The sequence below is a fragment of the Roseateles sp. genome, from assembly GCF_047654785.1.
GTDB lineage: Bacteria > Pseudomonadota > Gammaproteobacteria > Burkholderiales > Burkholderiaceae_C > Pelomonas.
In genome coordinates this window covers 1,000,789-1,025,217 of record NZ_JASGKQ010000003.1, presented here as the reverse complement: position 1 = coordinate 1,025,217, position 24,429 = coordinate 1,000,789, and the positions used below count along the sequence as shown (strand labels likewise).

24 protein-coding genes are annotated in these 24,429 nt (G+C 71.4%); 13 read left to right on the top strand and 11 right to left on the bottom strand.

What is annotated here, in order from left to right; genetic code table 11:
- Positions 1 to 13: 13 nt before the first annotated feature.
- Positions 14 to 961, bottom strand: a complete 948-nt coding sequence (locus QM788_RS13850) for a histone deacetylase family protein (protein ID WP_415662050.1) — start codon at positions 959 to 961, stop codon at positions 14 to 16.
- 31 nt (positions 962 to 992) lie between these two features.
- Between QM788_RS13850 and QM788_RS13845 the strand changes: the two genes are divergently transcribed.
- The 10 genes from QM788_RS13845 (at position 993) to QM788_RS13800 (ending at position 12,121) form a co-directional block, all read left to right on the top strand.
- On the top strand, positions 993 to 1,934 hold the full coding sequence (locus QM788_RS13845; RefSeq protein WP_415662049.1) for an AAA family ATPase: 942 nt from the start codon (positions 993 to 995) through the stop codon (positions 1,932 to 1,934).
- Positions 1,931 to 2,905, top strand: coding sequence for a DUF58 domain-containing protein (locus tag QM788_RS13840; RefSeq protein ID WP_415662048.1), 975 nt, complete (start codon positions 1,931 to 1,933; stop codon positions 2,903 to 2,905). Before QM788_RS13845 ends, QM788_RS13840 begins: the two co-directional genes overlap by 4 nt.
- A complete protein-coding gene (locus tag QM788_RS13835; RefSeq protein WP_415662047.1) occupies positions 2,902 to 4,941 on the top strand; it encodes a transglutaminaseTgpA domain-containing protein in 2,040 nt (679 codons plus the stop codon). The genes QM788_RS13840 and QM788_RS13835 overlap by 4 nt, the downstream gene beginning before the upstream one ends.
- A 36-nt stretch (positions 4,942 to 4,977) precedes the next feature.
- Complete coding sequence (mltB, locus tag QM788_RS13830) at positions 4,978 to 6,042, top strand: lytic murein transglycosylase B (RefSeq protein WP_415662046.1); 1,065 nt, start codon at positions 4,978 to 4,980, stop codon at positions 6,040 to 6,042.
- The gene (locus QM788_RS13825) at positions 6,039 to 7,841 is read left to right on the top strand and encodes a serine hydrolase domain-containing protein (RefSeq protein WP_415662045.1); all 1,803 of its coding nucleotides are present in this window, start codon (positions 6,039 to 6,041) and stop codon (positions 7,839 to 7,841) included. Before mltB ends, QM788_RS13825 begins: the two co-directional genes overlap by 4 nt.
- A 54-nt stretch (positions 7,842 to 7,895) precedes the next feature.
- Positions 7,896 to 9,533, top strand: coding sequence for a hypothetical protein (locus QM788_RS13820; RefSeq protein ID WP_415662044.1), 1,638 nt, complete (start codon positions 7,896 to 7,898; stop codon positions 9,531 to 9,533).
- Positions 9,534 to 9,731: 198 nt separating this feature from the next.
- Positions 9,732 to 10,112, top strand: a complete 381-nt coding sequence (locus tag QM788_RS13815; protein ID WP_415662043.1) for a helix-turn-helix domain-containing protein — start codon at positions 9,732 to 9,734, stop codon at positions 10,110 to 10,112.
- Positions 10,113 to 10,123: 11 nt separating this feature from the next.
- Positions 10,124 to 10,366, top strand: a complete 243-nt coding sequence (locus tag QM788_RS13810) for a hypothetical protein (RefSeq protein WP_415662042.1) — start codon at positions 10,124 to 10,126, stop codon at positions 10,364 to 10,366.
- A 29-nt stretch (positions 10,367 to 10,395) separates the two neighbouring features.
- Positions 10,396 to 10,818, top strand: coding sequence for a putative toxin-antitoxin system toxin component, PIN family (locus tag QM788_RS13805; protein ID WP_415662990.1), 423 nt, complete (start codon positions 10,396 to 10,398; stop codon positions 10,816 to 10,818).
- A 491-nt stretch (positions 10,819 to 11,309) separates the two neighbouring features.
- A protein-coding gene (locus QM788_RS13800) for an IS5 family transposase (protein ID WP_415659607.1) occupies positions 11,310 to 12,121 on the top strand; the annotation gives its coding sequence in 2 pieces (ribosomal slippage) (positions 11,310 to 11,640 and positions 11,640 to 12,121; 813 coding nt in all).
- A 181-nt stretch (positions 12,122 to 12,302) separates the two neighbouring features.
- On the opposite strand, the gene tnpC (QM788_RS13795) is transcribed toward QM788_RS13800, so the two are convergent.
- From tnpC (QM788_RS13795) to tnpA, 5 genes are all read right to left on the bottom strand, one after another.
- Positions 12,303 to 13,850 (bottom strand): IS66 family transposase, encoded by a 1,548-nt coding sequence (gene tnpC, locus QM788_RS13795; RefSeq protein ID WP_415662041.1) that lies wholly within the window; start codon positions 13,848 to 13,850, stop codon positions 12,303 to 12,305.
- A gap of 64 nt (positions 13,851 to 13,914) precedes the next feature.
- Positions 13,915 to 14,235, bottom strand: coding sequence for a transposase (locus QM788_RS13790; protein ID WP_415659922.1), 321 nt, complete (start codon positions 14,233 to 14,235; stop codon positions 13,915 to 13,917).
- A gap of 292 nt (positions 14,236 to 14,527) precedes the next feature.
- Positions 14,528 to 16,111, bottom strand: coding sequence for an IS66 family transposase (gene tnpC, locus QM788_RS13785; protein ID WP_415659924.1), 1,584 nt, complete (start codon positions 16,109 to 16,111; stop codon positions 14,528 to 14,530).
- Between the two features lie 87 nt (positions 16,112 to 16,198).
- Positions 16,199 to 16,549 (bottom strand): IS66 family insertion sequence element accessory protein TnpB, encoded by a 351-nt coding sequence (gene tnpB, locus QM788_RS13780; protein WP_415659925.1) that lies wholly within the window; start codon positions 16,547 to 16,549, stop codon positions 16,199 to 16,201.
- Positions 16,525 to 16,962 (bottom strand): IS66-like element accessory protein TnpA, encoded by a 438-nt coding sequence (gene tnpA / locus QM788_RS13775; RefSeq protein WP_415659926.1) that lies wholly within the window; start codon positions 16,960 to 16,962, stop codon positions 16,525 to 16,527. Before tnpA ends, tnpB begins: the two co-directional genes overlap by 25 nt.
- A gap of 120 nt (positions 16,963 to 17,082) precedes the next feature.
- Here tnpA and QM788_RS13770 point away from each other — a divergent pair, with 120 nt between their 5' ends.
- Both QM788_RS13770 and QM788_RS13765 read left to right on the top strand, forming a co-directional pair.
- On the top strand, positions 17,083 to 17,658 hold the full coding sequence (locus QM788_RS13770; RefSeq protein WP_415662040.1) for a DJ-1/PfpI family protein: 576 nt from the start codon (positions 17,083 to 17,085) through the stop codon (positions 17,656 to 17,658).
- Between the two features lie 26 nt (positions 17,659 to 17,684).
- Entirely contained in the window at positions 17,685 to 18,068 is a 384-nt protein-coding gene (locus tag QM788_RS13765; protein ID WP_415662039.1) for a ribbon-helix-helix domain-containing protein, read from the top strand.
- On the opposite strand, the gene gdhA is transcribed toward QM788_RS13765, so the two are convergent.
- The 4 genes from gdhA to sbcB all read right to left on the bottom strand — a co-directional run bounded on the left by gdhA (position 18,065) and on the right by sbcB (position 22,471).
- Positions 18,065 to 19,408 carry an NADP-specific glutamate dehydrogenase gene (gene gdhA / locus QM788_RS13760; RefSeq protein ID WP_415662038.1) on the bottom strand — a complete coding sequence of 448 codons (1,344 nt, stop codon included), beginning with the start codon at positions 19,406 to 19,408 and terminating at the stop codon, positions 18,065 to 18,067. The two genes, QM788_RS13765 and gdhA, sit on opposite strands and share 4 nt — an antisense overlap.
- A 180-nt stretch (positions 19,409 to 19,588) precedes the next feature.
- Positions 19,589 to 19,870, bottom strand: coding sequence for a hypothetical protein (locus QM788_RS13755; protein WP_415662037.1), 282 nt, complete (start codon positions 19,868 to 19,870; stop codon positions 19,589 to 19,591).
- A 154-nt stretch (positions 19,871 to 20,024) separates the two neighbouring features.
- The gene (locus tag QM788_RS13750; protein ID WP_415662036.1) at positions 20,025 to 20,963 is read right to left on the bottom strand and encodes a GGDEF domain-containing protein; all 939 of its coding nucleotides are present in this window, start codon (positions 20,961 to 20,963) and stop codon (positions 20,025 to 20,027) included.
- A 74-nt stretch (positions 20,964 to 21,037) separates the two neighbouring features.
- Positions 21,038 to 22,471, bottom strand: coding sequence for an exodeoxyribonuclease I (gene sbcB / locus QM788_RS13745; protein WP_415662035.1), 1,434 nt, complete (start codon positions 22,469 to 22,471; stop codon positions 21,038 to 21,040).
- A gap of 36 nt (positions 22,472 to 22,507) precedes the next feature.
- On the opposite strand from sbcB, the gene QM788_RS13740 reads away from it, so the two are divergent.
- Complete coding sequence (locus QM788_RS13740; RefSeq protein WP_415662034.1) at positions 22,508 to 23,257, top strand: transporter; 750 nt, start codon at positions 22,508 to 22,510, stop codon at positions 23,255 to 23,257.
- Here QM788_RS13740 and QM788_RS13735 read toward each other — a convergent pair.
- Complete coding sequence (locus tag QM788_RS13735; protein ID WP_415662033.1) at positions 23,254 to 24,387, bottom strand: beta-ketoacyl-ACP synthase III; 1,134 nt, start codon at positions 24,385 to 24,387, stop codon at positions 23,254 to 23,256. The genes QM788_RS13740 and QM788_RS13735 overlap by 4 nt on opposite strands.
- Positions 24,388 to 24,429: the final 42 nt, after the last annotated feature.

Genomic DNA, 24,429 nt, shown 5'->3' with positions numbered 1-24,429 from the left:
TCGCGGGCGCGCCTCACAGGTCGGCCAGCACGCGCAGGTGCACGCCCACGCTGCGCGCCAGCGCCTGCAGGTGGTAGCCGCCCTCCAGCACGGAGACGATGCGGCCCTGGGCATGCCGCTCGGCGACGTCCTTGATCTTGAGCGTGATCCATTCGTAGTCCGCCTCCACCAGCCCGAGCTGGCCGAGATCGTCCTCGCGGTGGGCGTCGAAGCCGGCGGAGATGAAGATCATCTGCGGCTTGAAGCGCTCCAGCGCCGGCAGCCACATGGCCTCGACGATCTCGCGCACCTCGCCGCCGCGCGTGTAGGCCGGCAGCGGCACGTTGACCATGTTGGTGCCCTTGGGCACCGCGCCGCTGTACGGGTACAGCGGGTGCTGGAACAGGCTGACCATCAGCACGCGGTCGTCGCCGGCGATGATGTCCTCGGTGCCGTTGCCGTGGTGCACGTCGAAGTCGATGATGGCCACGCGCTGGATGCCGGCGTCCTTGCCGCGCACGTCCAGCGCGTGCCGCGCCGCGATGGCGACGTTGTTGAAGAAGCAAAAGCCCATGCTCTGGTCGCGCGTCGCGTGGTGGCCCGGCGGGCGCACCGCGCAGAACGCGTTGTCGGCGCGGCCATCGATGACCAGGTCGGTGGCCTGCACGGCGGCGCCGGCCGCATGCAGCGCGGCGGCCCAGGTGTGGGCGTTGGCGGAGGTGTCCGGGTCCACGGCGCAGCGCTCGCCCTTCTCGGCGCAGTCGCGCAGCATCGCGCCGATCTCGGCCACGTAGCCGTGCGTGTGCGCCAGTTCGACGTCCTTGAGGTCCACCGGGCGGGCGTCCACGTGTTCCAGCGCCTGGTCCACGCCGGAGGCGATCAGCCAGTCGTTGATGGCGGACAGCCGCTCGGGGCATTCGGGGTGGCCGTCGCCCATGTCGTGGCGGCGGCATTCGGGAGGATTGAAGTAGGCGGTGGGCATCGGCCGTTGTCTCTTGCTATGGTGCCGGGCCATGACGCCATCACAGCCATCACGGACCCTGGCAGCGCAACTGCAGGCGCTGCAAAACCAGATTAGCACGGTCATCAAGGGCAAGCCGGCGCAGATCGCCGACAGCCTGGCCTGCCTGGTGGCCGGCGGGCACCTGCTGATCGAGGACCTGCCCGGCGTCGGCAAGACCACGCTGGCGCATGCGCTGGCGCTGTCGCTGGGGCTGAAGTTCTCGCGCCTGCAGTTCACGGCCGACCTGCTGCCCAGCGACCTGCTCGGCGTCTCCGTCTACGAGCGCGAGCGCCAGGGCTTCGCCTTCCACCCCGGCCCGGTGTTCGCGCAGGTGCTGCTGGCCGACGAGATCAACCGCGCCGGCCCCAAGACGCAGAGCGCGCTGCTGGAGGCGATGGAGGAGCACCAGGTCAGCATCGAGGGCGTCAGCCACCCGCTGCCCCGGCCCTTCTTCGTGATCGCCACGCAGAACCCGAGCGAGCAGCTCGGCACCTTCCCGCTGCCGGAGTCGCAGCTGGACCGTTTCCTGATGTGCATCTCGCTGGGCTACCCGGACGCCGCCGCCGAGCGCGAGCTGCTGATGGGCGGGGACAGCCGCGAGCTGCTGCGCGCGCTGCAGCCGGTGATGACGCCGGCCGGGCTGCTCGACGCGCAGGCCGCCGCGCGCGCCATCCACGCCGCGCCGCCGCTGCTGGACTACCTGCAGGCGCTGCTCGCCGCGACGCGCTCGGGCCAGTGGTTCGCCGAGGGCCTGTCGCCGCGCGCCGGCCTGGCCGTGCTGCGCGCCGCGCGGGCGCGGGCGCTGCTGCAGGGACGCGACTACGTGTCGCCCGACGACGTCCAGGCCATCCTGCCGCAGACCATCGCCCACCGGCTGCAGCCCCGCGCCGGGGCCGGGCGCGGCGCGCGCGAGCAGGTGCGCGCGATGATCGAAGCCCTGCCGCTGCCGTGACCGCCCTGCGCGCCCGCTGGCAGCGCTGGTGGCTGGCCCGCCAGCCGGCGGCCGACACGCACCGCACGACGCAGCGCAACGTCTACATCGTGCCCACGCGCGCCGGCCTGGCGTTCTGCGGCACGCTGGGCGTGCTGCTGCTGGCCTCGATCAACGAGCAGCTGAGCCTGGGCTATGCGCTGACCTTCGCGCTGGCCGGCGCGGGCCTGGCGTCCATGCTCACCACGCACGCCAACCTGCGCGGCCTGCAGCTGGACCTGCGCGCGCCCGACGCGCCGCATGCCGGCGGCGAGTACGCGCTGGAGCTGCGCCTGCACAACCCCGGCCGGGCGCGCTTCGGCATCGCGGTGGCCGCGCTGCTGGACGACGGCGCCACCGAGCCCGCCTGGGTGGACGTGCCGGCGCTGGGCCACGCGCTGCTGTGGCTGCGGCTGCCGGCCGCCCGGCGCGGCCGGCTCGCGCTGCCGCGGCTGGTCATCACGACGCGCTTCCCGCTCGGTTTCTTCCGCGCCTGGAGCCCCTGGCGGCCGGCCGCCGGGGTCTGGGTCTACCCGCAGGCCGAGGTGCCGCCCGCGCCCTTCCCCGCGCAGGCCGAGGCCGGCGCCGGCGAGGCCGCGTCCGCGCGCCCGTCCGGCGGCGGCACGGACTTCTCCGGCGTGCGCGGCTACCGGCGCGGCGACTCGCTGAAGCAGGTTCTGTGGCGCAGGTCCGCGCTCGCGCTGGACCAGGGGCTGCCGCTGTGGGTGCGCGAGACCGAGACGCCGCTGGCCCGGGACCTGTGGCTGGACTGGCGCGACACCGCCGGCCGCGACCAGGAGGCGCGGCTGTCGCGGCTGGCCGCCTGGGTGCTGGCCGCCGAGCGGCAGGGCCGGCCCTACGGCCTGCGGCTGCCCGGCCGCGAGCTGGCGCCGTCGCTGGGCGCGGCGCACCGGCAGGCCTGCCTGGAACTGCTGGCGGGGTTCCCGGCATGAACGCCCTCCAGGCCGCATGGGCGCGGCTGCCGCGCGACGCGCGCGACAGCCTCTTCCTGCTCGGCGTCATCGCCGCCGTCCTGGCGCCGCACGCCGGCCACCTGCCGCCCTGGGCCAGCGGGCTGACGGCGCTGCTGCTGCTGTGGCGCGGCCAGATCGCCTGGCGACAGCGGCCGCTGCCCGGCCGCGGCTGGCTGCTGGCCATCGCCGCGGCCTACGGCGTGATGACCTGGCTGAGCTACCGCACGCTGATCGGCCGCGAGGCCGGCATCACGCTGCTGGTCGTGCTGATGGCGCTGAAGACGCTGGAGCTGCGCGCGCGCCGCGACGCCTTCGTCGTGTTCTTCCTCGGCTTCTTCCTGGTGCTGACGCAGTTCCTGTACTCGCAGTCGCTGCTGACGGCCGCCTGGTCGCTGGGCTGCCTGTGGGGGCTGCTGGCGGCGGTGGTGCTGGCGCAGATGCCGTCTACCGAGGTCCAGGGCGTGCCCAGCATCGCCATCGCCGCGCGCCGCGCCGCCGGCACCACGGCGCTGGGCCTGCCGGTCATGGTGCTGCTGTTCCTGCTGTTCCCGCGCATCGCGCCGCTGTGGGGCGTGCCCACCGAGGCCATCGGCCGGACCGGGCTGTCCGACCAGATGGCATTCGGCGCGATGAGCGAGATCGCCAACGACGACGGCATCGCCATGCGGCTGCGCTTCGACGGCGCCGTGCCGCCGCCCGACCAGCGCTACTTCCGCGGCCCGGTGCTCACCCGCTTCGACGGCCGGACCTGGCGCGCCCCCGACCCGGGCCTCGGCCAGCGCTGGCTGCGCGGCCACGACGACCTCGCCGCCCGCGGCCCCGCGCTGCACTACGAAATGACGCTGGAGCCGCTGCGCATCCCGGTGCTGCCGCTGCTGGAGATGAGCCCCGGCCCCGCCGGCAGCCAGCTCCACCTGCCCGAGCTGACGCTCACCCGCGGGCCGGAGCTGCAATGGCTGTCGCCGCGCCCCATCACCGAGCGGCTGCGCCTGCGCAGCAGCGCCTTCGCCGCCTGGCAGGCCGGCGCGCAGCGCCCGCCGCTGCGCCAGGCGCCGGAGCTGCAGCTGCCGCCCGGCAACCCGCGCAGCATCGGCTGGGCGCGCGCGCTGGCCGCGCAGCCGCGGTTCGCGGCGCTGCCGCCCGGCCCGCGCGCCGAGGCGCTGGCCGAGGCGCTGCTGGCCCACGTGCGCGGCAACGACTTCCTGTACACGCTCTCCCCCGGCCGCTACGGCGAGGCCACGCCGCACCTGATCGACGAGTTCTGGCTGGACCGCCGGCTGGGCTTCTGCGAACACTTCGCGGCCGCCTTCGTCGTGCTGATGCGCGCCATGGACGTGCCGGCCCGCGTCGTCACCGGCTTCCAGGGCTGGGACGCCGAGCCGCAGGACGGCTACCTGGTCGTGCGCAACGCCAACGCCCACGCCTGGGCCGAGTACTGGGTGGCCGGCAAGGGCTGGCTGCGCAGCGACCCCACCGCCGCCGTCGCGCCGCAGCGCGTCAGCCAGGGCCTGGCGCTGCAGCCGCAGCCCGGCGCGTACAACGTGCTGGGCCAGCTCAACCCCACGCTGTGGCGGGCGCTGCGCGGCGGCTGGGAGACGCTGAACAACCGCTGGCAGCAACTGGTGCTGAACTACTCGCGCCACGACCAGTTCGACCTGCTGAAGCGGCTCGGCGTCGCGCACCCCGACTGGGCCGCGCTGGGCCAGGCGCTGGCGGGCGTCATCCTCGCGCTGGCGGCGGCCGGCGTGGCCTGGACACGCTGGAGCAGCCGGCCGCATGACGCCTGGAGCCGCCAGCGGGCGCGCATCCTGGCGCTGCTGGCGGGGGGCACCGGCGCGGACCTGCCCGCCCACGAGAGCCCCGCCGCCTGGGCCCGCGCGCTGCGCCGCCGGCTGGGCGGGCCGGCCGAGCCCGCCGCGCAATGGCTGGAGGCGCTGGAGCGCTCGCGCTACGCGGCGGACGCGCCAGCGCCGGCCTGGCGCGACCTCCGGCGCGCCCTCCGCCGGCTCGGGTAAGGGACACTGCGGCCCCCTGCCCGCAGCCATCGCGCCGTGAAACCTGCCGCCCTGCCCGCCCTGACCCTCGCGCTCGCCGCCGCCCTCGCCACCCCGGCCGCGCACGCCGCCAAGCCCCGCCGCGAACCGCCGCCGAAGCCGCTGGGCACCCGGCCCGCGCTCGTCGCCTTCGCCGACGACCTGGCCGCCGCCGAGGGCTGGGACGCGGCCGCGCTGCGCCGGCAGCTGGCCGCCGCGCGCAACCTGCCGCAGGTGCGCCAGCTCATCCTGCCCGCCACCACGCACACGGCCAAGAACTGGGCGGCCTACCGGGACCGCTTCATCGAACCCCGCCGGCTGGCGGCCGGCGCGGCCTTCTGGGCCGCGCACCGCGAGGCGCTGGCCCGCGCCGAGGCGCAGTACGGCGTGCCCGCGGAGGTCATCGTCGGCATCATGGGCGTCGAGACCTTCTACGGGCGCATCACCGGCGGCTTCCAGGTGCTGGACGCGCTGGCCACGCTGGCCTTCGACTTCCCCGCCGCCCACCCCCGCGCCGCCGAGCGGCAGGCCTTTTTCCGCGCCGAACTGGCCGAGTTCCTGCGGCTCGCGCGCGAGCAGGGGCTGGACGCGGCCGAGCTGCGCGGCAGCTATGCCGGCGCGCTGGGCTGGCCGCAGTTCATGCCCGGCAGTTGGCGCCGGTACGCGGTGGACTTCGACGGCGACGGCCGCATCAACCTGCTGGCCAGCCCGGTGGACGCCATTGGCAGCGTCGCCCACTACCTGGCCGCGTTCGGCTGGAAGCCGGGCCTGCCCACGCACTACGGCGTCACGCTGCCCGCCGATGCCGATGCGCGCGCCCGCCTGCTGGCGCCGGACATCCGGCCCACGTTCACGGCCGCCGAGCTGCAGGCGGCCGGCGCCGGGCTGCCCGCGGCGGCGCAGGCCCACGACGGCCCGCTGGCCGCCATCGAGCTGCACAACGGCGGGCAGCAGCCGCCGACGGTGATCCTCGGCAGCGAGAACTTCTGGGTGGTCACGCGCTACAACTGGTCGGCCTACTACGCGCTGGCCGTCATCGAGCTGGGGCAGGCGGTGAAGGCGCAGCTGGCCACGCCGCCATGACGCCGTCCCGGGCCGCCCGGTCCGGCCTGGCCCTGGCGGTGGCCGGCGCCCTGGCCGCCGCGCCGCCGGCCACCGCGCAGGGCGACCCGGCCGGCCCGCTGCCGCCCGCGCTGGCGCAGGCGGTGGCCGCGCTGCTGCAGCCGGGCACGCTGCCGGGCGCCGCCGTCGTGACGGTGGCGGCGGACGGCCGCGTCCAGGCCGGCTACTTCGGCCATGCCGACGCCGCGCGCAGCCGCCCGGTCGATGCCGGCACCTGCTGGCGCGTCGGCTCGCTGACCAAGACCTTCACCGCACTGCTGGCGCTGCGCACCGAGCAGCGGGCGCCGGGCTTCCTCGACCGGCCGCTCGGGCCGGCGCCGGCCGGCTGCGCGCGCGACGCCACGCCGCGCGAACTGCTGGAACACACCTCCGGCCTGGCGGGCTCGCGCTATGCGGACTACGCCGAGTCCTGGCCCGACGCGCCGCCGGCCGAGGCCGCCCGGCGCGCGGCGGCGCGCCCGCGGCTGGCCTGCCCGGGCCTGCACCACGCCTATGCCAACCCGGGCTATTCGCGCGTGGCCGCCGCCCTCGAAGCGCACTGGCGGGCGCCGCTGGACGCGGTGATGGCGCGCGAGGTGTTCGCGCCGCTGGGCATGCGCAGCGCCACGCTGGCCACCGGCGCGCTGCCGGCTTGCCTGGCGCAGAGCGTGGACGCGCGGGGCCGCCCCGTGCCGCCCTGGCGGCTGGCGGACCGCGCCGCGGGCGCGCTCGTCATCACGGCCACGGACGCCGCGCCGCTGGCGCGGCTGCTGCGCGACGGGCAGATGCCGGCCCCCGGCGGCGCCCCCTGGCCGCAGGCGGCGCTGCGCGACATGGCCTACGGCCGCACCGGCCTGGGCGCGCGCGCGGCCGGCGTGCCGGCGCCGTATGGGCTGGGGCTGTTCCGCTTCGTCGCGGCGGGCCGGCTGTTCGACGGGCACTGGGGCTTCATCGACGGCTTCCAGGCCAGCTTCGGCCTGCACCGCGAGTCGGGGCGGGCGTTCTTCATCGTCGCCAACGGCGCGGACACCGGCGCGATGGGCCGGCTGCGCGAACAGGTGGCGGCCCACGTCGTCGCCGGCCTGCCGGCGCCGGCCGCCCCCGCGCCGGCCGGGCGCATCGAGGCCGGCTGGAGCGGCTGGTACGCCAACGCCAGCCACAACATGCCGCTGCGCGCGCGCCTGTGGACGCTGCTGGACGTGCGCCACCTGCAGGTGGCGCCCGACGGCCTGGGCGCCACGCTGACCGGGCTGGGCGCGCCCCGGCCGCTGGTGGCCCAGGGCGCGCAGGCGCTGCGCGACGCCGGCCTGCCGGTGGCCACCGTGGCGCTGGCCCGCGACGCGCAAGGCCGGCGCCACCTGGTGGACGGCGAGTCCTACCTGCGCACGCCGCTGGCCCTGGGGGCGCTGCGCGGGGCGGCGGCGCTGTTCGGCCTGCTGGCCAGCGCGGCGGCGGTGCTGGCCGGCATCGCCTGGCTGTTCCGGCGGCCCGCCGGCAGCCCGGCGCCCTGGTTCGCGGCGGCGGGCGGCAGCCTGCTGGCGCTGTGCGGCGGCTTTGCCGTCGCCGGGCTGCTCGGCGGGCCGGCCGGCGCCGCCGCGCTCGGCCGGCCGGGGCTGGCGTCCGGCGCGCTGGCCGTGCTGAGCCTCGCGGTGCCGGCGGCCACGCTCGCCGGCGCCTGGCGGGCGCGGGCGCGGCGGCGCTGGTGGCCGATCGCGGCCGGGCTGGCGGGCGCGGTGGGCCTGCAGGCGTGGCTGGGCTGGCTGCCGCTGGTCACCTGGTAAGCCCGGGTGCTGGGCCTCCCCGCCCGCGGCGGCGGCACCCCTAAACTGGCCCGCATGCCTCAGCCCGCCGCCCCGGATGCGCCGCCGGTCACCGTGCGCCACCTGCGCCAGGCCCTGCTGTGGCCGCTGCGCCTGATCCACGACAGCATTGCCGACACGGCCGAGCAGCGCCAGGTGCCCTGGCAGGTCCTGCGCGACGGCGGCGACGCCTGCCCCTGGCGCGAACACGTCGACGAGTTCCACGGCGGCAGCTTCCACCAGCGCCACTACAACGAGTTCGTCAGCTTCCTGCCCTATGTGCAGCGCTTCCTGTACGGCGAGGGGCGCTCGCAGCGCATGGCCGGCGGCGCGGCGCAAGGCTCGCCGATGCGCGTGTTCCGCCGCCGCGACCTGGCCGCGCTGCGCGTGCAGCTGCACCCGGGCGACGCGCCGCTGCTGCTGCAGGTCGTCCACGTGGACCTGTATTTCTTCTACGGCGTGGACGTGGTGCTGCTCAACGTCGAGATCGCCGCCGACGACCTGCCGCTGCCCCAGGCGGGCGAGCTGATGTACCGCTTCGGCCGCGCCTACCCGGGCGGCTGGGACGCCCACGGCCAGCCGCTGCACTGCCCGGCCGCCGTCGAGTGGCTGGACGCCCACGGCCAGGTCGTCGCGCGCAGCGACGCCGGCCATGCCGAGCCCTTCCTCGCCCACGTCGCCGAGCACCGCGCGCCGCGCATCGCCGCCCACTGGGAGCACGTGATGGCGCCGCTGGTGAGCCACCATTCCGAGCAGCCGGGCCGGCTGCGCTTCCGCCAGATCGAGTACTACCGGATGCCGATGATGGCCTACCTGGCGGTGGACGACCCGCAGCGGCTGACGCGCGCCGACTACCTGCGCCTGGGGCTGGTCACCGGCGACCAGGACGGCGCGGACGACGTGCCGGGCGACTTCGAGCGCCAGTTCTGCTACGACCGTTTCTGGGGCGACCGGGGCGCGGCGCCGCACACCCGCTACCTGTGCTCCGGCCTGTCGCTGGTGGTGGTGGGCGACGCGCGCAGCGCCTTCTTCCGCGACGGCGAGCGCGGCGTGCTGGCGCAGTTCCGCCACCAACATTTCCTGCTGTTCCTGATCGCTCACTTCCAGAAGGCGGCGCTGCTGATGATGTCCGACCAGCTCGCCGAGGCGCTGATGGGGCTGGACGTGGCGCGGCCCGAGACCGTCAAGCGCTTCAAGCGCCAGATCCGGCGCAACTACGTGGCCTTCCTGGGCTTCACGCACCGCTACTGGTTCCACGAGGTCAGCGAGCAGGCGCACGTGAAGGCCCTGTTCCACCTGTGCACGCAGCACCTCGGCACCGACGCCGTGTACGCCGAGGTCAAGGAGCGCATCCACGACATGAACGCCTACCTGGACGCCGACGCGCTGCGCCGCCAGGCCAACACCGTGGTGCGGCTGACCGTGGTGACCATCTTCGGCCTGGTGGGCACCATCACCACCGGCCTGCTGGGCATGAACCTGCTCGACCAGAGCCACAAGCCGCTGCTGGAGCGCGCGCTGCTGTTCACCGGCGTGCTGGCGGTGGCGACGGTGCTGACGCTGTACACCATCGCCAAGTCCAAGCGGCTGTCGGACTTCCTGGACGTGGCCTCCGACGAGCGCGTCGGCGGGCTGGACAAGCTGCGGGCGCTGGCGGCGGTGTGGCGGCGGTGAGGGGCGGGGCTTCGCTTCGCCGCTCAAGCTCTGTCTCTGGGATGCGCGCCATGCCTTGCTCCGGGTAAAAACCTGTCAACACCCTTATAGTGCTTTTTAATTGCTATCCGATAAGATTGCATAAACCAACAGTTTCAGGATGCCGTGAGTACCCTTATGCGCTGTGTCACCCTCCAAGCGTTGCCCAGACGCCTTGCCATGACCTCCGCAGCCACCACGTCCGCCGCACCCGTCTCGCGCTTTGCAGCCCGCCTGATCCAGACTCGCCGCCAAGCGTCGATGACGCAGCAGGCGCTGGCCGATGCCGCCGGGGTCCATGTGAACCAGGTTCGCCGCTACGAGGCCGGCAACGCACAGCCCACGCTCGAAGCCTTGGTCGGCCTGGCGCGGGCGCTGCATGTGAGCCTGGATCAGCTCGTGTTCGACGAGGCCGAGCGCGGCCCGTCCGACGACCTGCGGCTGCAGTTCGAGGCCGTCAGCCACATGGCTGACGAGGACCGGCGCATCGTCAAGGCGCTGCTGGACGGGATGATCGTGAAGTACCAGACCAAGCAGATGGTCGGCAACCTCAGCAGCTAAGGGCGCACGCGATGACCACCGTACAAATCACCTTGCCCGATGAACTGGCCCAGAAGGCTGCCAGCGCCGGTTTGCTGTCGGCCGACGCGATGGAGGCCATGCTGCGCGAGCAGTTGCGCCGCCGCGCAGGCGATGCGCTGCAGGCCCTGTGGCAGCGCCTGCCGGCCGATGAACTCACGCCCGAGATCGAGCAAGAGATCGTCGAGGAAGTGCGCCAGGTGCGCGCTCAAGCGCGGCTGCGCGGGGCCAGTTGATGCCGGGTTCAGCGCAGCCGTTGCGGCTGGTGCTCGACACGAATGTCGTGGTGGCGGGCCTGTTGTGGAGCGGGCCGCCCAGGCGCTTGATGGAGTTGGCCATCAACCCGGGCGCGGGTCAGGCGGTGGCGTTTTTCAGCAGCGCGGTGCTGCTCGATGAGTTGGCCCATACCCTGGCCTACCCGAAGTTCGCCAGCCGCATCGAGGGCTTTGGCACCAGCGTTTCGGCGCTCGTTGCGCACTACACGGCGCTGGTCGATCTGGTGGCGCCGGCCAGCGTGCCGCGCGTGGTGGCGGGTGACGCCGATGACGATCATGTGATCGCCGCCGCCGTGGCCGCCCGTGCCGAATGGGTTGTCACCGGCGACCGCAAGCACTTGCTGCCCATCGGCTCGCATCGGGGCATCACCATCATCGAGGCGGCCGAGGCCTTGCGGCGACTCACCGCCTGAACGCTCGCCGGCCGGGGCTCGCCCTGAAGACGGTTTGCAAGGCCCTTCGAGTCGGCAGTTCCGCCGTTCAAGATCGCCCCCCCTGCTAGCAGGCGCTAGCAGCGCCAAGTGGTTGATTTACCCTAAGAACGGCAGTTGCCCCATCCGAAAGGGCTGGGCGGGGCCAACCCTTCAAGACTGCGCCGCCATGCGGCGCCTGGCTGAACCCTCGCGGCCAGTGTGCGCACCACCAGGCTTGCAGCCAGCCCGGACGGCCTGTGCCTTGAAGTCGTCGCTGTGGAATCGCCGCCTGCGGCCCGCTGATGCCTGCTCCATAGTGCCTACGTACCCACCAAGTCCTGATGGATACGAGCATCCTAGGCCGAGCACCGTAAGCGGTCAGCGAACCACGTCCTTGATGCCAGGGAGATGCGGTGACAGGCTACGTGCCCACTAAGAGCGGCTAACACAACCCTGTCATCGTCAGGCGGTTGAAGTGCGTTTGACGGTACATGGGTCGAACCAAGAACAAGGAAATCAGCGCGGCGCTGTTCAAGAAGATTGAGCCACTGCTGCCGGTATTCGTGCCCTCGGTCAAGGGCGGTCGTCCACGGGTGAGCGACGAGATGGCTCTGAACGGCATCCTGTTCGTGCTGCGCACCGGCATCCCCTGGGAAGAGTTGCCCCAGGAACTGGGCTTCGGCAGTGGCATGACCTGCTGGCGGCGACTGCGCCAATGGCAGGATGCCGGTGTGTGGCACCAATTGCATATGCTGTTGTTGGCCGAACTGCGTAGCGCCGGGCGGCTGGACTTCAGCCGAGCCAGCCTGGACGGGGCCAGCGTGCCCAGCCCCCGGGGGGCTCGCACACTGGCCCCAACCCCACGGACAGAGGAAAACTCGGCAGCAAACGTCACATCATCACGGACCGCCAGGGCATCCCGCTGATGTTCTGCGTGACCGGAGCCAACCGCCACGACTCGGTGGTCTTCGAGCAGTTGATCGATGCCTTGCCCGATGTGCGAGGAAAGCGTGGAAAGCCGCGCCGCTGGCCCGACAAGCTGCACGCGGACAAGGGCTACGACTTTGCACGCTGTCGGGAGCACCTCAAGCGCCGAGGCATCCAGGATCGGATCGCCCGCAGGGGTATCGAGCGCAACGACCGACTCGGGTGCCATCGCTGGGTCGTCGAACGCACGCATGCTTGGCTGGCCGCCTTCGGCAAGCTGCGCGTGCGTTTCGAGCGAAGCGTTCATACCCATGTGGCCTTGCTATCCCTGGCGTGCAGCGTCATCTGCGTGCGAGCATTGATTCAGTTTTGTTAGCCGCTCTAAACGACAGAAGTGGGGACGTATGTCTGGAGATCGGGAGGCGCTCAAGGGGCGCCTTGTGCTGCGCCACAAGCCCGGTGGGCGCTGCGTGTACGACAAAGCGGCGAAGGCCGAGTTCGTGGAGCTGTGCTGTAAGCAGCCAGGGAACACATGTTGACCAACGCAGAGCGTTCGGTCAGATGGCCGGTGCCCAGTGATGAGGCAGCAACTCGTCGATGTCGCAGGCACGTTGCGTCGGTAGTCGCTGCAGGATGTCCTTCAGGTATGCATACGGGTCATGCCCGTTGAGCTTGGCTGACTGGATCAAGCTCATGATGGCCGCGGCGCGCTGCCCAGCCAGCAGCGTCCCGGCGAACAACCAATTCTTGCGTCCCGTGGCCCAGGGACGGATTTGCTGTTCGTCATGGTTGTTGTCGATGGGCAGCGCCGGATCGTGCAGGTAGCGCGTGAGCGCCGCCCAGCGGTTGAGGCTGTAGTCGATGGCCTTGGCCGTGGCGGTGCCGTCCGTGATCTTGCCGCGCTGCGCGAAGAGCCAGTCGTGCAGCGCCTTGGCGATGGGCGCCGCGCGTGTTCGGCGCTCTTGCAGCCGCTGCTGCGAGGTGAGCAGCTTGACCTCGCGCTCGATCCCGTACAACTGGCCGATGAGGTCGATGGCCGCCGCCGCGATGGTGCTCTTGTTGGCCTCGTGCAGTTCGACGAACTTGCGCCGTGCATGGGCCATGCAGCCGGCCTCCGTCACGCCCAGCGCGAAGCTGGCCTTGTAGCCGGTGTAGCCGTCGCACACGAGACTGCCGCGCCAGTCGCCGAGGAAGGCCCTGGCGTGTTCACCGGCTCTGGATTCGCTGAAGTCGTAGACGACGGCGCGCAAGGGCTCGAACGCACCGGCGGCATAGGCCCACAGGTAGGCTCGATACGTCTTGCCAGTGCCGGGCGCCAGCATGGCTACCGGCGTCTCGTCCGCATGTACGACCGGGCAGGCCAGCAGGTGCGCCTTCAGGGCATCGACCAGCGGCTGCAGGCGCAGGCCACAGACACCGATCCACGCGCCCAGCGTCGAGCGTGGGAGCGCGACGCCGACGCGGCCGAAGATGGCTTCCTGGCGGTACAGCGGCAGATGGTCGGCGTACTTGGCGACCAGCACCTGCGCCAGCAGCCCGGAGGTGGGAATGCCCTTGTCGATGATCTCGGCCGGGGCCGGCGCCTGGGTCAGCGTGCGGCACTGCGCGCAGGCCCACTTGCCGCGGATGTGGCGCTCGACCGTGAACACGCCTGGCGTGTAGTCCAGCTTCTCGCTGACGTCCTCGCCGATGCGCTTGAGTGCACAGCCGCAGGCGCAGGTGGTGGTCTCGGGCTCGTGGTGGCGATCCACACGCGGCAGGTTCTGCGGCAAGGCAGCACGCTTGGGTCGCTCGCCAGGCGTTGTCGGCGGCTTCTTCTTGCCCAGCAGTTCCTGAAGCGCCGCCTCGGCCGCGGCGATGTCAGCGTCCACGGCCTCGTCGAACAGCGCGCGTTGTTCGGCACCGAGCTGCTCGCTTTTCTTGCCGAACTTCAGGCGCCTCAACTGGGCGATCTCGAACGAGAGCTTCTCCAGCTTCACGTCGCGGCGGTCAATCTCCTGGCGGTCGTGCTCGATGCGGCGCAGCAGCTTGGCACCGACCTCACCAAGACCCGCCGCCTCCAGGGCGGCGAGTTCTTCGGCGGAGATAGGCAGGTCTGCAAGCATTGAGGCCAGTGTGCGCACCACCAGGCGCGCTGACCATCGGCGCACGCACCAATTGCCTTGGGGCTCAGGTCAGGCCGATCACGCCGGCCTCGCCGATGCGATGCCACGGCAGGCCCAGCACCAGGGCATCGAGTTGCTCGCGGGTCGGCGGCGGCATCGGCTGTGGCTCGGGCTCAGCGGCAGCACTCGGCGGTGGTGCCATGATCTTGTGCTCGGCGTCGATGACCCACTTGCGCAGCATGTTGGCGTTCAGGCCGTGCGCCAGCGCGACCGCCGCGATGGACACGCCGGGCCTGAGGCATTCCTCAATGACTGCTGCCTTGAACTCCGCCGTATGCCGCCGCCTGCGACGCCGGCCCATCAGATCGACCCCATAAGTGTTCACGTGTCCGCCTCCTTCTACGCGGACAGATGTTCACTACCAGGGCAACCTCAGATCAATATGTGTTCCCTGGCTGCTTACACATGACTTGCCGGGACGCTTACCTCTCTTGAGCACCGCACTCCCGTTCAAGCTCTTCAAGCTTGGCAAGTCTCCAAGCCCAATTTGTTCAAGCGAGCGGTGCATAAACAGGCGGGTCTTGACAGTTACCCACCCACCACGCCCCGTTCCCAGAATCGTAAGCGCTCAATAAACCACGCCCTTGCCTCGCCCGAGGTTGTCGAGCAGGGCGGAGTCAGGCTTTGCTGAGGTCGATGGCCCAGGGCAGCAGAGCGGCGTAGTCGTCGGCGGTCTTGGCGTTGGGCAGCGCGGTGAAGAGCGCGCGCAAGTAGCGGTAGCCGTCGATGCCGTTGACGCGGCAGGTCTGCAGCAGCGAGTACAGGTTGGCGCTGGCGTTGGCACCGGCCACGGTGTCGGCGAAGAGCCAGTTCCTGCGCCCAATGCAGAACGGCCTGATGGCGTTCTCCTGCACGTTGTTGTCGATGCTGTACCTGCCGTCCTCGACGTAGCGCTTGAGCTTGCTCCACTGCGACGACAGGTAGTGCAGCGCTTGCCCCAGCAGGCTCTTGGGCAGCACGCCGTGCAGGTGGGCCAGCAGCAGTGCCTCGATGTCGGCCAGCACGGGCACGCTCTCCTGCTGACGCCGGCGGCCAAGCTCAGTGGTGTCGACGCCGTCGCGCTTGGCCTGCGCCTCGACGTGGTACAGCTGGCCAATGAGCGCAATGAAGCGTGCAGCCAGTTGGTTGGGCGTGCGTTGGTCCTTGGGCAAGCCCTGCAGCGCTTCCATGAAGTAGCGTCGGCAATGCGTCCAGCAGGCCAGGTGCACGAGCTGGTGCGCCTGCGCTACTTTGTCGTAGGGCTCATAGCCATCGGTCATCAGCACCGCGTCGGGACGGATGCCTGCGTACAGCTCCATCGCCGTCTTGGTGGAGCGACTGGGCGAGTAAGCGAAGAGCCGGATGGGTGGCCCGGTCCCGTCCCTGCCGCTGCCGTCGGTCATCTGCGCCCAGATGAAGCTCTTGGACTGGGCACTGCGCCCCGGCTCCTTGAGCACCTGCAAATCGGTCTCGTCGCCGAAGATCAGCGGCGAGTCCAACAGCAGGTCGCGCAGCAGGTTGACGACCGGCTGCACGGCCAGGCCGGTGCGCACGGTGCTGCCAGCCAGCGTGTTGCGCGAGATGTCGGTGCCGCCGAAGCGGCCTAGCAGCACCGCCTGGCGGTACAGCGGCAGCCCGTCCAGGTACTTGGACGTGGCGATCCACGCGAGAGCGCTCTCGGTGAACAAGCCTCTGGGGATGATCTGCGCCGGGCGCGCGGCCAGCCGCATGCCGCCGTCACAGCAAGGGCACGCGTACTTCACGCGCTCGTGCCGGATGACGCGCACCTGCTGAGGAATGATGTCCAGTTGCTCGCTGGCCTCCACGCCGATCTCGCGCAGCCCGGCGCCGTCGTGCGGGCACACACGCTCGGCTTCGGGAAGTTCGTGGCGAATCACCTCGCGCGGCAGCGCCGGATCCAGCGGCTTGCGACCGCGCTTGGCGCGCTGGTGGCCGGGGACGTCGACCTTGTCGTCGGTCTCTTCGCGCGCGGGCTCGGCCTGCGCGCCGAGGTTCTCGGCCTCGTTGAAGAACATGTCCTTCTGCAGGCCGGCGACCTCGCTGCTCGCGGCGAACAGCTGTCGCTTGAACTTGTTGAGCTGCTCCTTGAGCAGGTCGCGCTCGGTGCGTGTCACGCGCAGCTCGCCGGCCAACGACTCATTGCGCTTGAGCGCGTCGGCCAGTGCTTGCTGCAAGGCGATGACTTCGTCGGGCGTGGGCATGTGGACCATCGGGAGCCAGTGTCTGGACTCCAGGGTCACTGCACCATGCGGATCTGCAGCAATGGCGCGCGAGCGCGCCAGGGTGTCTCAGCCAGCGTGCACGTACATGCGCTGGGGATGGCGCTGGACAACGCCGATGTCGATGCCCTCCAGCAACCAGTGCAGCTGCTCCACCGTCAGCGTCGGTACGACCGCTTCGTCAGGCCAGATGAACCGGTCCTCCTCCAGGCGCTTGAGCAGAAGCCAGAAGCCGTTGCGGTCCCAGCCGAGGATCTTGACCCGGTTGCGACGCCGGTTACTGAAGACGTACACGCAAGCCGCAAACGGGTCCAGGCCAAGGGCCTGCTGCACGAGTGTGGCCAGGCCGTTGATGCTCAGTCGGAAGTCCACCGGTGCGCGGTGCAGGTAGACCTTCAGATGGTCGTCGAAGCGGAACACGCCAGCCTCCCCAGCGCCTGAATCACGTCCTCGACCTGGCGCGTCCCGACGCCGCGCAGCTCGACCGTCACGCCGTTGGGCAGCCTGGCCTGCAACGTCATCTCGTGCGCGTCGCGGGCTTGGGGGACGAGCGGCTCGGCGGGCGTCCTGAACACCGGTACCGCCACGAAGGGTGATGTCGGCGCCGAAGTCACGATCGCTGGGCGCTTGCGCCGCTCGCCGTGATCGCGTATCCATTGCGAGACCTGGTTGGCGTTGATGCCGACCTCGCGCGCCAGGCGCGACACCGACACGCCGGGCCGCAAGCACAGCTCCACAAACTCGGCCTTGGCCGCCTTGTCGTAAACACAGCGTCCGCCGGGCCTCTGGCGCAGCACAAGGCGGCGCTTCAGCTCTTCCAGATCTCCCGACATACGTTCCCACTTCTGTAGTTAAGTGGGAACGCAGACTGTCAGCTTGCCTGCGGCTTCTCAAGGTCGCTGTTTATTGAGCGCTTACCCAGAATCGGCCCTCCACCAACCAAGGAGACGAACATGGGCAAGAAACTGCTGCTGGCCGGCGACTATGTGGAGGACTACGAGATCATGGTGCCCTTCCAGGCGCTGCAGGCCGTGGGGCACCGCGTCGATGCGGTCTGCCCCGGCAAGCAGGCGGGGGATTTCGTGTTCACGGCCATCCACGATTTCGAGGGCGCGCAGACCTATTCCGAGAAGCCGGGCCACCGCTTCGTGCTGAATGCCAGCTTCGACGCCGTGCAGCCGGCCGACTACGACGCGCTGGTCATCCCCGGCGGCCGCGCGCCCGACTATTTGCGCACGGTGGCCGGCGTGCTGCCGCTGGTGCAGCACTTCGCGCAGGCGGGCAAGCCCATCGCGGCCATCTGCCACGGCGCGCAGTTGCTGGCGGCGGCCGGCGTCATCCGCGGCAAGAAGGTCTCGGCCTACCCGGCCTGCGCGGCCGAGGTGGAACTGGCCGGCGCCAGCTACGCCAGCATCCCGGTGGACCAGGCCGTCACCGACGGCAACCTCGTCACCGCGCCCGCCTGGCCGGCCCATCCGGCCTGGATCGCGCAGTTCCTGGCCGTGCTGGGCACGCGCATCAGCGGCTGACGAGAATCGCCGCCAGGAGGTGTGTCATGTGCCAGGTCTTCATCAGCGCCAACCCCGAGTCCTACGAGTCGCGCACGCGCTCGGTGCGCCTGCATGGCGTGGTCACCAGCATCCGGCTGGAGAACCTGCATTGGGAGGTGCTGGAGGAGATCGCCGCGCGCGACGGCATGGGCGTCACGCAGTTGATCGAGAAGCTGCACGACGAGTTGGGGCAGGCGCGCGGCGCGGTGGGCAATTTCGCGTCCTTCCTGCGCGTCTCGGCGCTGCGCTACATGGCGCTGCTGGCGCGCCAGCGCATCCCGGCCGACCTGGCCGTGCCGCTGCGCTCGCTGGACGCCGAGGCCGTGCTGCACGGCCTGCCGGCGAGCTGGGCGCGGCCGACGCCGCGCCCCGTGGCGCTGGACCGTTAGACCACGCCCTGCGCCAGCATCGCCTCGGCCACCTTGACGAAGCCGGCCACGTTGGCGCCGTCGATGTAGCTGACGCTGCCGTCGGCGCGCCGTCCATGCTTCAGGCAGGCGGCGTGGATGCCCTGCATGATCTGCAGCAGGCGGGCGTCCACCTCCTCGCGCGTCCAGGACAGGCGCATCGCGTTCTGGCTCATCTCCAGGCCCGAGGTCGCCACGCCACCGGCGTTGCTGGCCTTGCCGGGCGCGTAGAGCACGCCCGCCGCCTCGAAGGCCTTGGCGGCCTCGATGGTGGACGGCATGTTCGCCCCCTCGGCCACGCAGACCACGCCGTGCTGGATGAGCGTGGCGGCGTCCTGCTCGTCCAGTTCGTTCTGCGTCGCGCAGGGCAGCGCCACGTCCACCGGCACCTGCCAGGGGCGCTCGCCGGGCATGAAGCGCGCGCCGGTGCGCTGGGCGTAGTCGCCGACGCGGCCGTAGTGGTGGTTCTTCACGTCCATCAGCACGGCCAGTTTCTCGGGCGAGAAGCCGGCCTCGTCGATGACGGTGCCGCTGGAGTCGGACACGGTCACGACCTGAGCGCCGAGCTGCATCGCCTTCTCGACCGCGTACTGCGCGACGTTGCCCGAGCCGGACACCGACACGCGCAGGCCCTCGAAGCAGCGGCCGCGCGTCTTCAGCATCTCCTGCGCGAAGTAGACCGTGCCGTAGCCCGTCGCCTCCGGGCGGACCAGCGAGCCGCCGAAGGCCAGGCCCTTGCCGGTGAACACGCTGGCGGCGCTGTTGGCGAGCTTTTTGTACATGCCGGCCATGAAGCCCACCTCGCGGCCGCCGACGCCGATGTCGCCGGCCGGCACGTCGGTGTCCGGGCCGACGTGGCGGAACAGCTCGGTCGCGAACGCCTGGCAGAACCGCATGATCTCGGTCGGGCTCTTGCCCTTGGGATCGAAATCGGAGCCGCCCTTGCCGCCGCCCATCGGCAGCGTCGTCAGCGCGTTCTTGAAGGTCTGCTCGAAGGCCAGGAACTTCAGCACCGACAGGTTCACCGACGGGTGGAAGCGCAGCCCGCCCTTGTAGGGGCCGATGGCCATGCTGTGCTGGATGCGGTAGCCGCGGTTGACGTGGACGTTGCCGTGGTCGTCGAACCAGGAGACGCGGAACATGACGACGCGCTCCGGCTCCACCAGCCGGTCCAGCAGGCCCTGCTCGGCATAGCGCGGATGCTGCTCGATGAAGGGCCACAGGCTCTCCATGACCTCGGTGACGGCTTGCAGGAACTCGGGCTGACCGGGGTTGCGCTGGGCGACCTGTTCAAGGAACTGGCCGACGGAGGCGTATTTCATGGCGCGGGCTTTCTCGGGGAATCGGGAGGCGCCATGTTAAAAAGTCATGAGTCCATGCACCATCTCGGGTCGAGAACCCGGTGTTCGCACCACGACAACACAGGACCGCACCAATGCAAAGCGGCGCCGAGGTCGGAGCCGCTTTGCGTTGGTGCAGGGAACGCGACGCGAGGGGCCGGCTCAGGCCTTGATGTCCAGCAACGCGCCGGTGGTGTTCAGGTGGGTCTGCAGCACCTTCACGTTGGCGATGAAGGCATAGGCGGCCGACCGCTGCTCGACGACCTCGCGGACCGGGTTGACCTCGCGCTCGGGCAGCTTGTCCACGGTCGTGGGCTCGGCACCGCGGCGGGCCGTGGCCGCACTGCCGCCGGCGGCCAGGTGGGCGATGCTGGCCGCCGACGCGCGGAGGCGCTCGCTGGCGGACGAGATGCCGGACAGGGCGGTGGACAGCGGCACGTTCATGGCTCGGCCCTTCACATTGCAAGCGCTCCGCCGTGACATCGGCCGGGCTGGCGGGAACTGTAGAACAGCCGGGCGAACACCCCGCGGTTCGGCGCTTCGAATCCGGCCCGGCCCGTGACTACCGCACGCCGTCCCGATGAAACGGCCGGCGGCGTCAGCCCGCCAGCTCTTCGTAGCCGCCGGCCGGCACGAACACGCGCACGCTGTCGCCGCCGGCCGCCTTGGCCTCGGTGCAGGCCAGCGCCGCGCCGCCGAGGACGGCGTCCACGCTGGCCAGCGAGGGCTGGATCTGCACCACGCCCAGCGACGCCTTCACGCGCGCGCGGTGCAGGCCCCAGTGCAGCCGGTAGCCGGCGACGGCCGCGCGCAGCTTCTCGGCAATGATCTGCGCGTAGTGCTGGTCGCAGTCGGGCAGCAGCAGCGCGAAGTGGTCGTCCTCCAGCCGCGCGACCAGATCGGACGCCCGCACCTTGGCCGTCAGCATCTGGCCCAGGCCATACAGGAAATGGTCGCCCACGCTGGTGCCCAGGCCGTTGACGGCGTCGGCGAAGCGGTCCACGTCCAGCCACAGCACCGACACCGGCTCGCTGCGGCGGCTGCCGACGTGCTCGCTCAGCCGGCGCTCGAACTCGCGACGGTTGGCCAGCTCGGTCACCGTGTCGTGCCGGGCCGTCCAGGTCGGCTGCAGGCGCTGCGCGCGGGCGGCCGTCACGTCCTCGACCAGCCACAGCGCCTCGCCCGCCGGGGCGTCCCAATGCACCGGCGTGGCCTGCAGGCGGCCCCAGAAGCGGTGGCCGTCGCGCTTCACGTACTCGATCTCCTCGTCCAGCGGCCGGCCGGCCGCGAACGCCGCGGCGGCGCGCTCGTGCAGGCCGGCGTGGGCCGGCTCGGTGGTGTGGATGACGCGGGTGCCCTGACCGGCGAGGTCGCTGTCGTCGCCGAAGCCGAACAGGTGGTTGAACTCGTCGCTGACGACCTCGAAGCGCTGGCCGGCCACGAAGGCGATGGCCGCCGGCGCCCGCGTCAGCAGCGCGCGCAGTCGGGCGGCGGTGAAATCGGCGGGGGCGGCAGCGGCGGATGCGGCGGGGCTCATGGGGTCTCCAGTGGAAATTGCCGGCCCCGACTATCGCAGCGCCCCCCGCCGCCGGACCGTGCGCAGATCACGCACTACGGCGCTATCTGCTCCGCGTAGTCATACAGCGCCGACAGGATGTCCTCGCCGCGCTCGTCGGCCGCCTCCCCCAGTTGGTCGATGCGCTCCATGAAGGCCGCCAGCGTCTGCGCGCCGCCCTCGCCTTCGTGCAGCCGCGCGTCGCAGTGCGCCTGCCAGCGCTCGGCCTCCTCGGCCGACAGCGAGGCCGGAAAGTTGCGCGCGCGCCAGCGGAACACCAGTTCCTCCAGCCGCCCGTCCTGGAAGGCCAGCTTGCCCTGGGCCGCACGCTCGGCGAGCTGCGCGGGCGGCGTCGCGCGCACGCGATTCAGCGAGCGGCGGTCCTCGTTGCCGATGAAGCCGCCGTAGAGGTCCTCGTCCACGTCGGCCGCCTCGAACGGCTCGCGGGCGAACACGTCGCCCCACAGCCCGTCCAGCAGCCGGCCCTTCTCGGCCAGCACCCGGGCGTGGGCGAGCTGGGCCTCGACGTCCAGCCCCCAGCGCCCGGCCATCGCGGGCGAGAGCGTCTTCAGGTTGCCGATGACGACGGGCGACTTGTTGACGTGGATGGTCTTGATCGGCAGCCGCGCGACGCCCTCGGGCAGTTCGTCCTGCTTCGTGAACATGCGCTGGCGGATGGCCTCGGCGTTCAGCGTCAGCAGCTCCTCGGGCGACGTGGCGCAGTCCCACACGATCAGCTCGTTCTTGTTCGTCGGGTGCGGTGCCAGCGGCCAGACCAGCGCGATGCAGCCGCGCTCGGGCCCGTACATGCCGGAGACGTGCAGGAACGGCTTGCCGATGCCGATCTCGTCCCACACCGCCTGCTTGCCGCGCAGCTTCAGGCAGAACTCCCACAGCTTGGGCTGGGCCTGGCGCAGCTTGCGCGCGAGCGCGACCGTCGCGCGCACGTCGGACAGCGCGTCGTGCGCGGCCTCGTGCGCGAGGCCGTTGGCGGCGGTCAGGTGTTCGAGCTTGAAGCTGGGGCGGCCGTCCTCGTGCGTCGGCCATGCCAGCCCGTCCGGCCGCAGCGCGTAGGCGCAGCGCACGACGTCGAGCAGGTCCCAGCGGCCGCAGCCGTTCTGCCACTCGCGGCCATAGGGGTCGATGAGGTTGCGCCAGAACAGGTGGCGCGTCACCTCGTCGTCGAAGCGGATGCTGTTGTAGCCGACGCCGACGGTGCCCGGCAGCGCCAGCACCGCCTCGATGGCGGCGGCGAACTCATGCTCGGGCACGCCGCGCTGCTGGCAGTGCTGCGGCAGGATGCCGGTCAGCAGGCAGGATTCGGGGTCGGGCAGGTAGTCGGGCGCGGGCTGGCAATAGAGCATCAGCGGCTCGCCGACCTCGTTCAGCTCGGCGTCGGTGCGCAGGCCGGCGAACTGGGCCGGGCGGTCGCGCCGGGGCACGCGGCCGAAGGTTTCATAGTCGTGCCAGAAAAATGAAAGGGAGGACATGGGGCGCACGATAGCGCAGCGGCTAGAGTGGCCCGCATGAAACCCGCGCTGCTGCTGCTCCTGGCCTGCATGGCCGCCCAGGCCGACGACGCGATCTCGCCCGACCGCCCCGACTTCACGAACGGCCCCGACGTGATGGCCGCTGGCCGCTTCCAGATCGAGACCAGCGGCGCCTGGCAGCGCAACCGGGCGGACGGGCAGGCGACGCGGCTGCGCTCGACGCCGACGCTGCTGCGCCTGGGCCTGGGGCACGACCTGGAACTGCGGCTGGAGAGCGAGGGCGCGCTGCGCCAGCGCCACCCCGACGGCAGCGGCCGCGCCGACCTGTCGCTCGGCGCCAAGTGGCGCATGCAGGGCGGCGGCGAGGGCCGGCCCAGCCTGGGATGGATCGCCACGGTGCAGACGCCCTCGGGCAGCGGCCCCTTCAAGGGCCGGGGCCTGCGGCCGGCGCTGAGCCTGCTGGCGCAGTGGGAGCTGCCGGCCGGCTATTCGCTGGGCACGATGGCCGGCGTCGTCACCGACCGCAACGACGACGGCCGGCGCTACACGGCCGGCGTGCTGTCGGCCAGCCTCGGCCTCCCGCTCGGCGAGCGCCTGCGCGGCTTTGCCGAACTCGCCGGCCAGCAGCTCGCGTCGCGGCGCGATGGCGGCCACGTCGTCACGGCCGGCGCCGGGCTGGCCTGGCCGCTGACGGACGATGCGCAGATCGACACCGCCGTATTCCGCGGCCTGAACCGCGACACCCCCGACTGGGCGTGGACGCTGGGGCTCTCGCTGCGTTTCTAGCGCTTCTTCACCACGACGCTGCCGATGGAGTAGCCGGCGCCGAAGGAGCAGATCACGCCCGTGTCGCCGGCCTGCAGGTCGGCGCGGTGGTGGTGGAAGGCGATGACGGAGCCGGCCGACGCGGTGTTGGCGTACTCGTCCAGGATCAGCGGCGCGACCTCGCTGCCGGCCTCGCCGCCGATCAGCTTCTTAATGACCAGTTGGTTCATGCCCTGGTTGGCCTGGTGCAGCCAGTAGCGGCGCATCTGCGCGGGCTGCAGGCCGAGCTGGCCGAGGTGGGCCTCGATGTGGGCGGCGGCCATCGGCACCACTTCCTTGAAGACCTTGCGGCCCTCTTGATAGAAGGTCAGGTCGCGGTCGCCGGGGTCGCGGTCCTCGGCGCGGTTCATGAAGCCGAAGTTGTTGCGGATGTTGTTGCTGAACTGCGTGGCGAGCCGGGTACCGAGGATTTCCCACTGGTCGGCGCCCACGGCCGTGTCGGCGCGCTCGACGAGCAAGGCCGTGCAGACGTCGCCGAAGATGAAATGGCAGTCGCGGTCGCGCCATTCCAGGTGGGCCGACGTGATCTCGGGGTTGACGACCAGCACGCAGCGGCTCGCGCCCGAGCGCACCGCGTTGAACGCCTGCTCCAGCGCGAAGGTGGCCGAGGAGCAGGCCACGTTCATGTCGAAGCCGTAGCCGCCCGCGCCCAGCGCCTGCTGGATCTCGATGGCCATCGCCGGGTAGGCGCGCTGCATGTTGGCGCTGGCGCACAGCACCGCATCCACGTCCGCGCCGCTGCGGCCGGCGGCGTCGAGCGCCTGCCGGGCCGCATCGGCGGCGATCTCGGCCATCAGCGACAGCTCGCCGTCGCCGCGCGGCGTGAAGCGCGGGTACATGCGCGCCGGGTCGAGCACGCCGTCCTTCTCGATCACGTAGCGCTGCCGGATGCCCGAGGCCTTCTCGATGAACTCGACGCTGGAGTGCGTCAGCGGCTGGCGCTCGCCGCGGGCGATGGCGTCGGCGTGCAGCGTGTTCTGGCGGTCCGCGTAGGCGTTGAAGGCGTCCACCAGCTCCGCGTTCGTGATGACGTGCGGCGGGCGGTACAGGCCGGTGCCGCTGATGACCACGGCCGGAAGGGATGCTTGCATGGGGTGCTGCGCCTGATGAGGGGCGGCCATCTTATCGGCCGG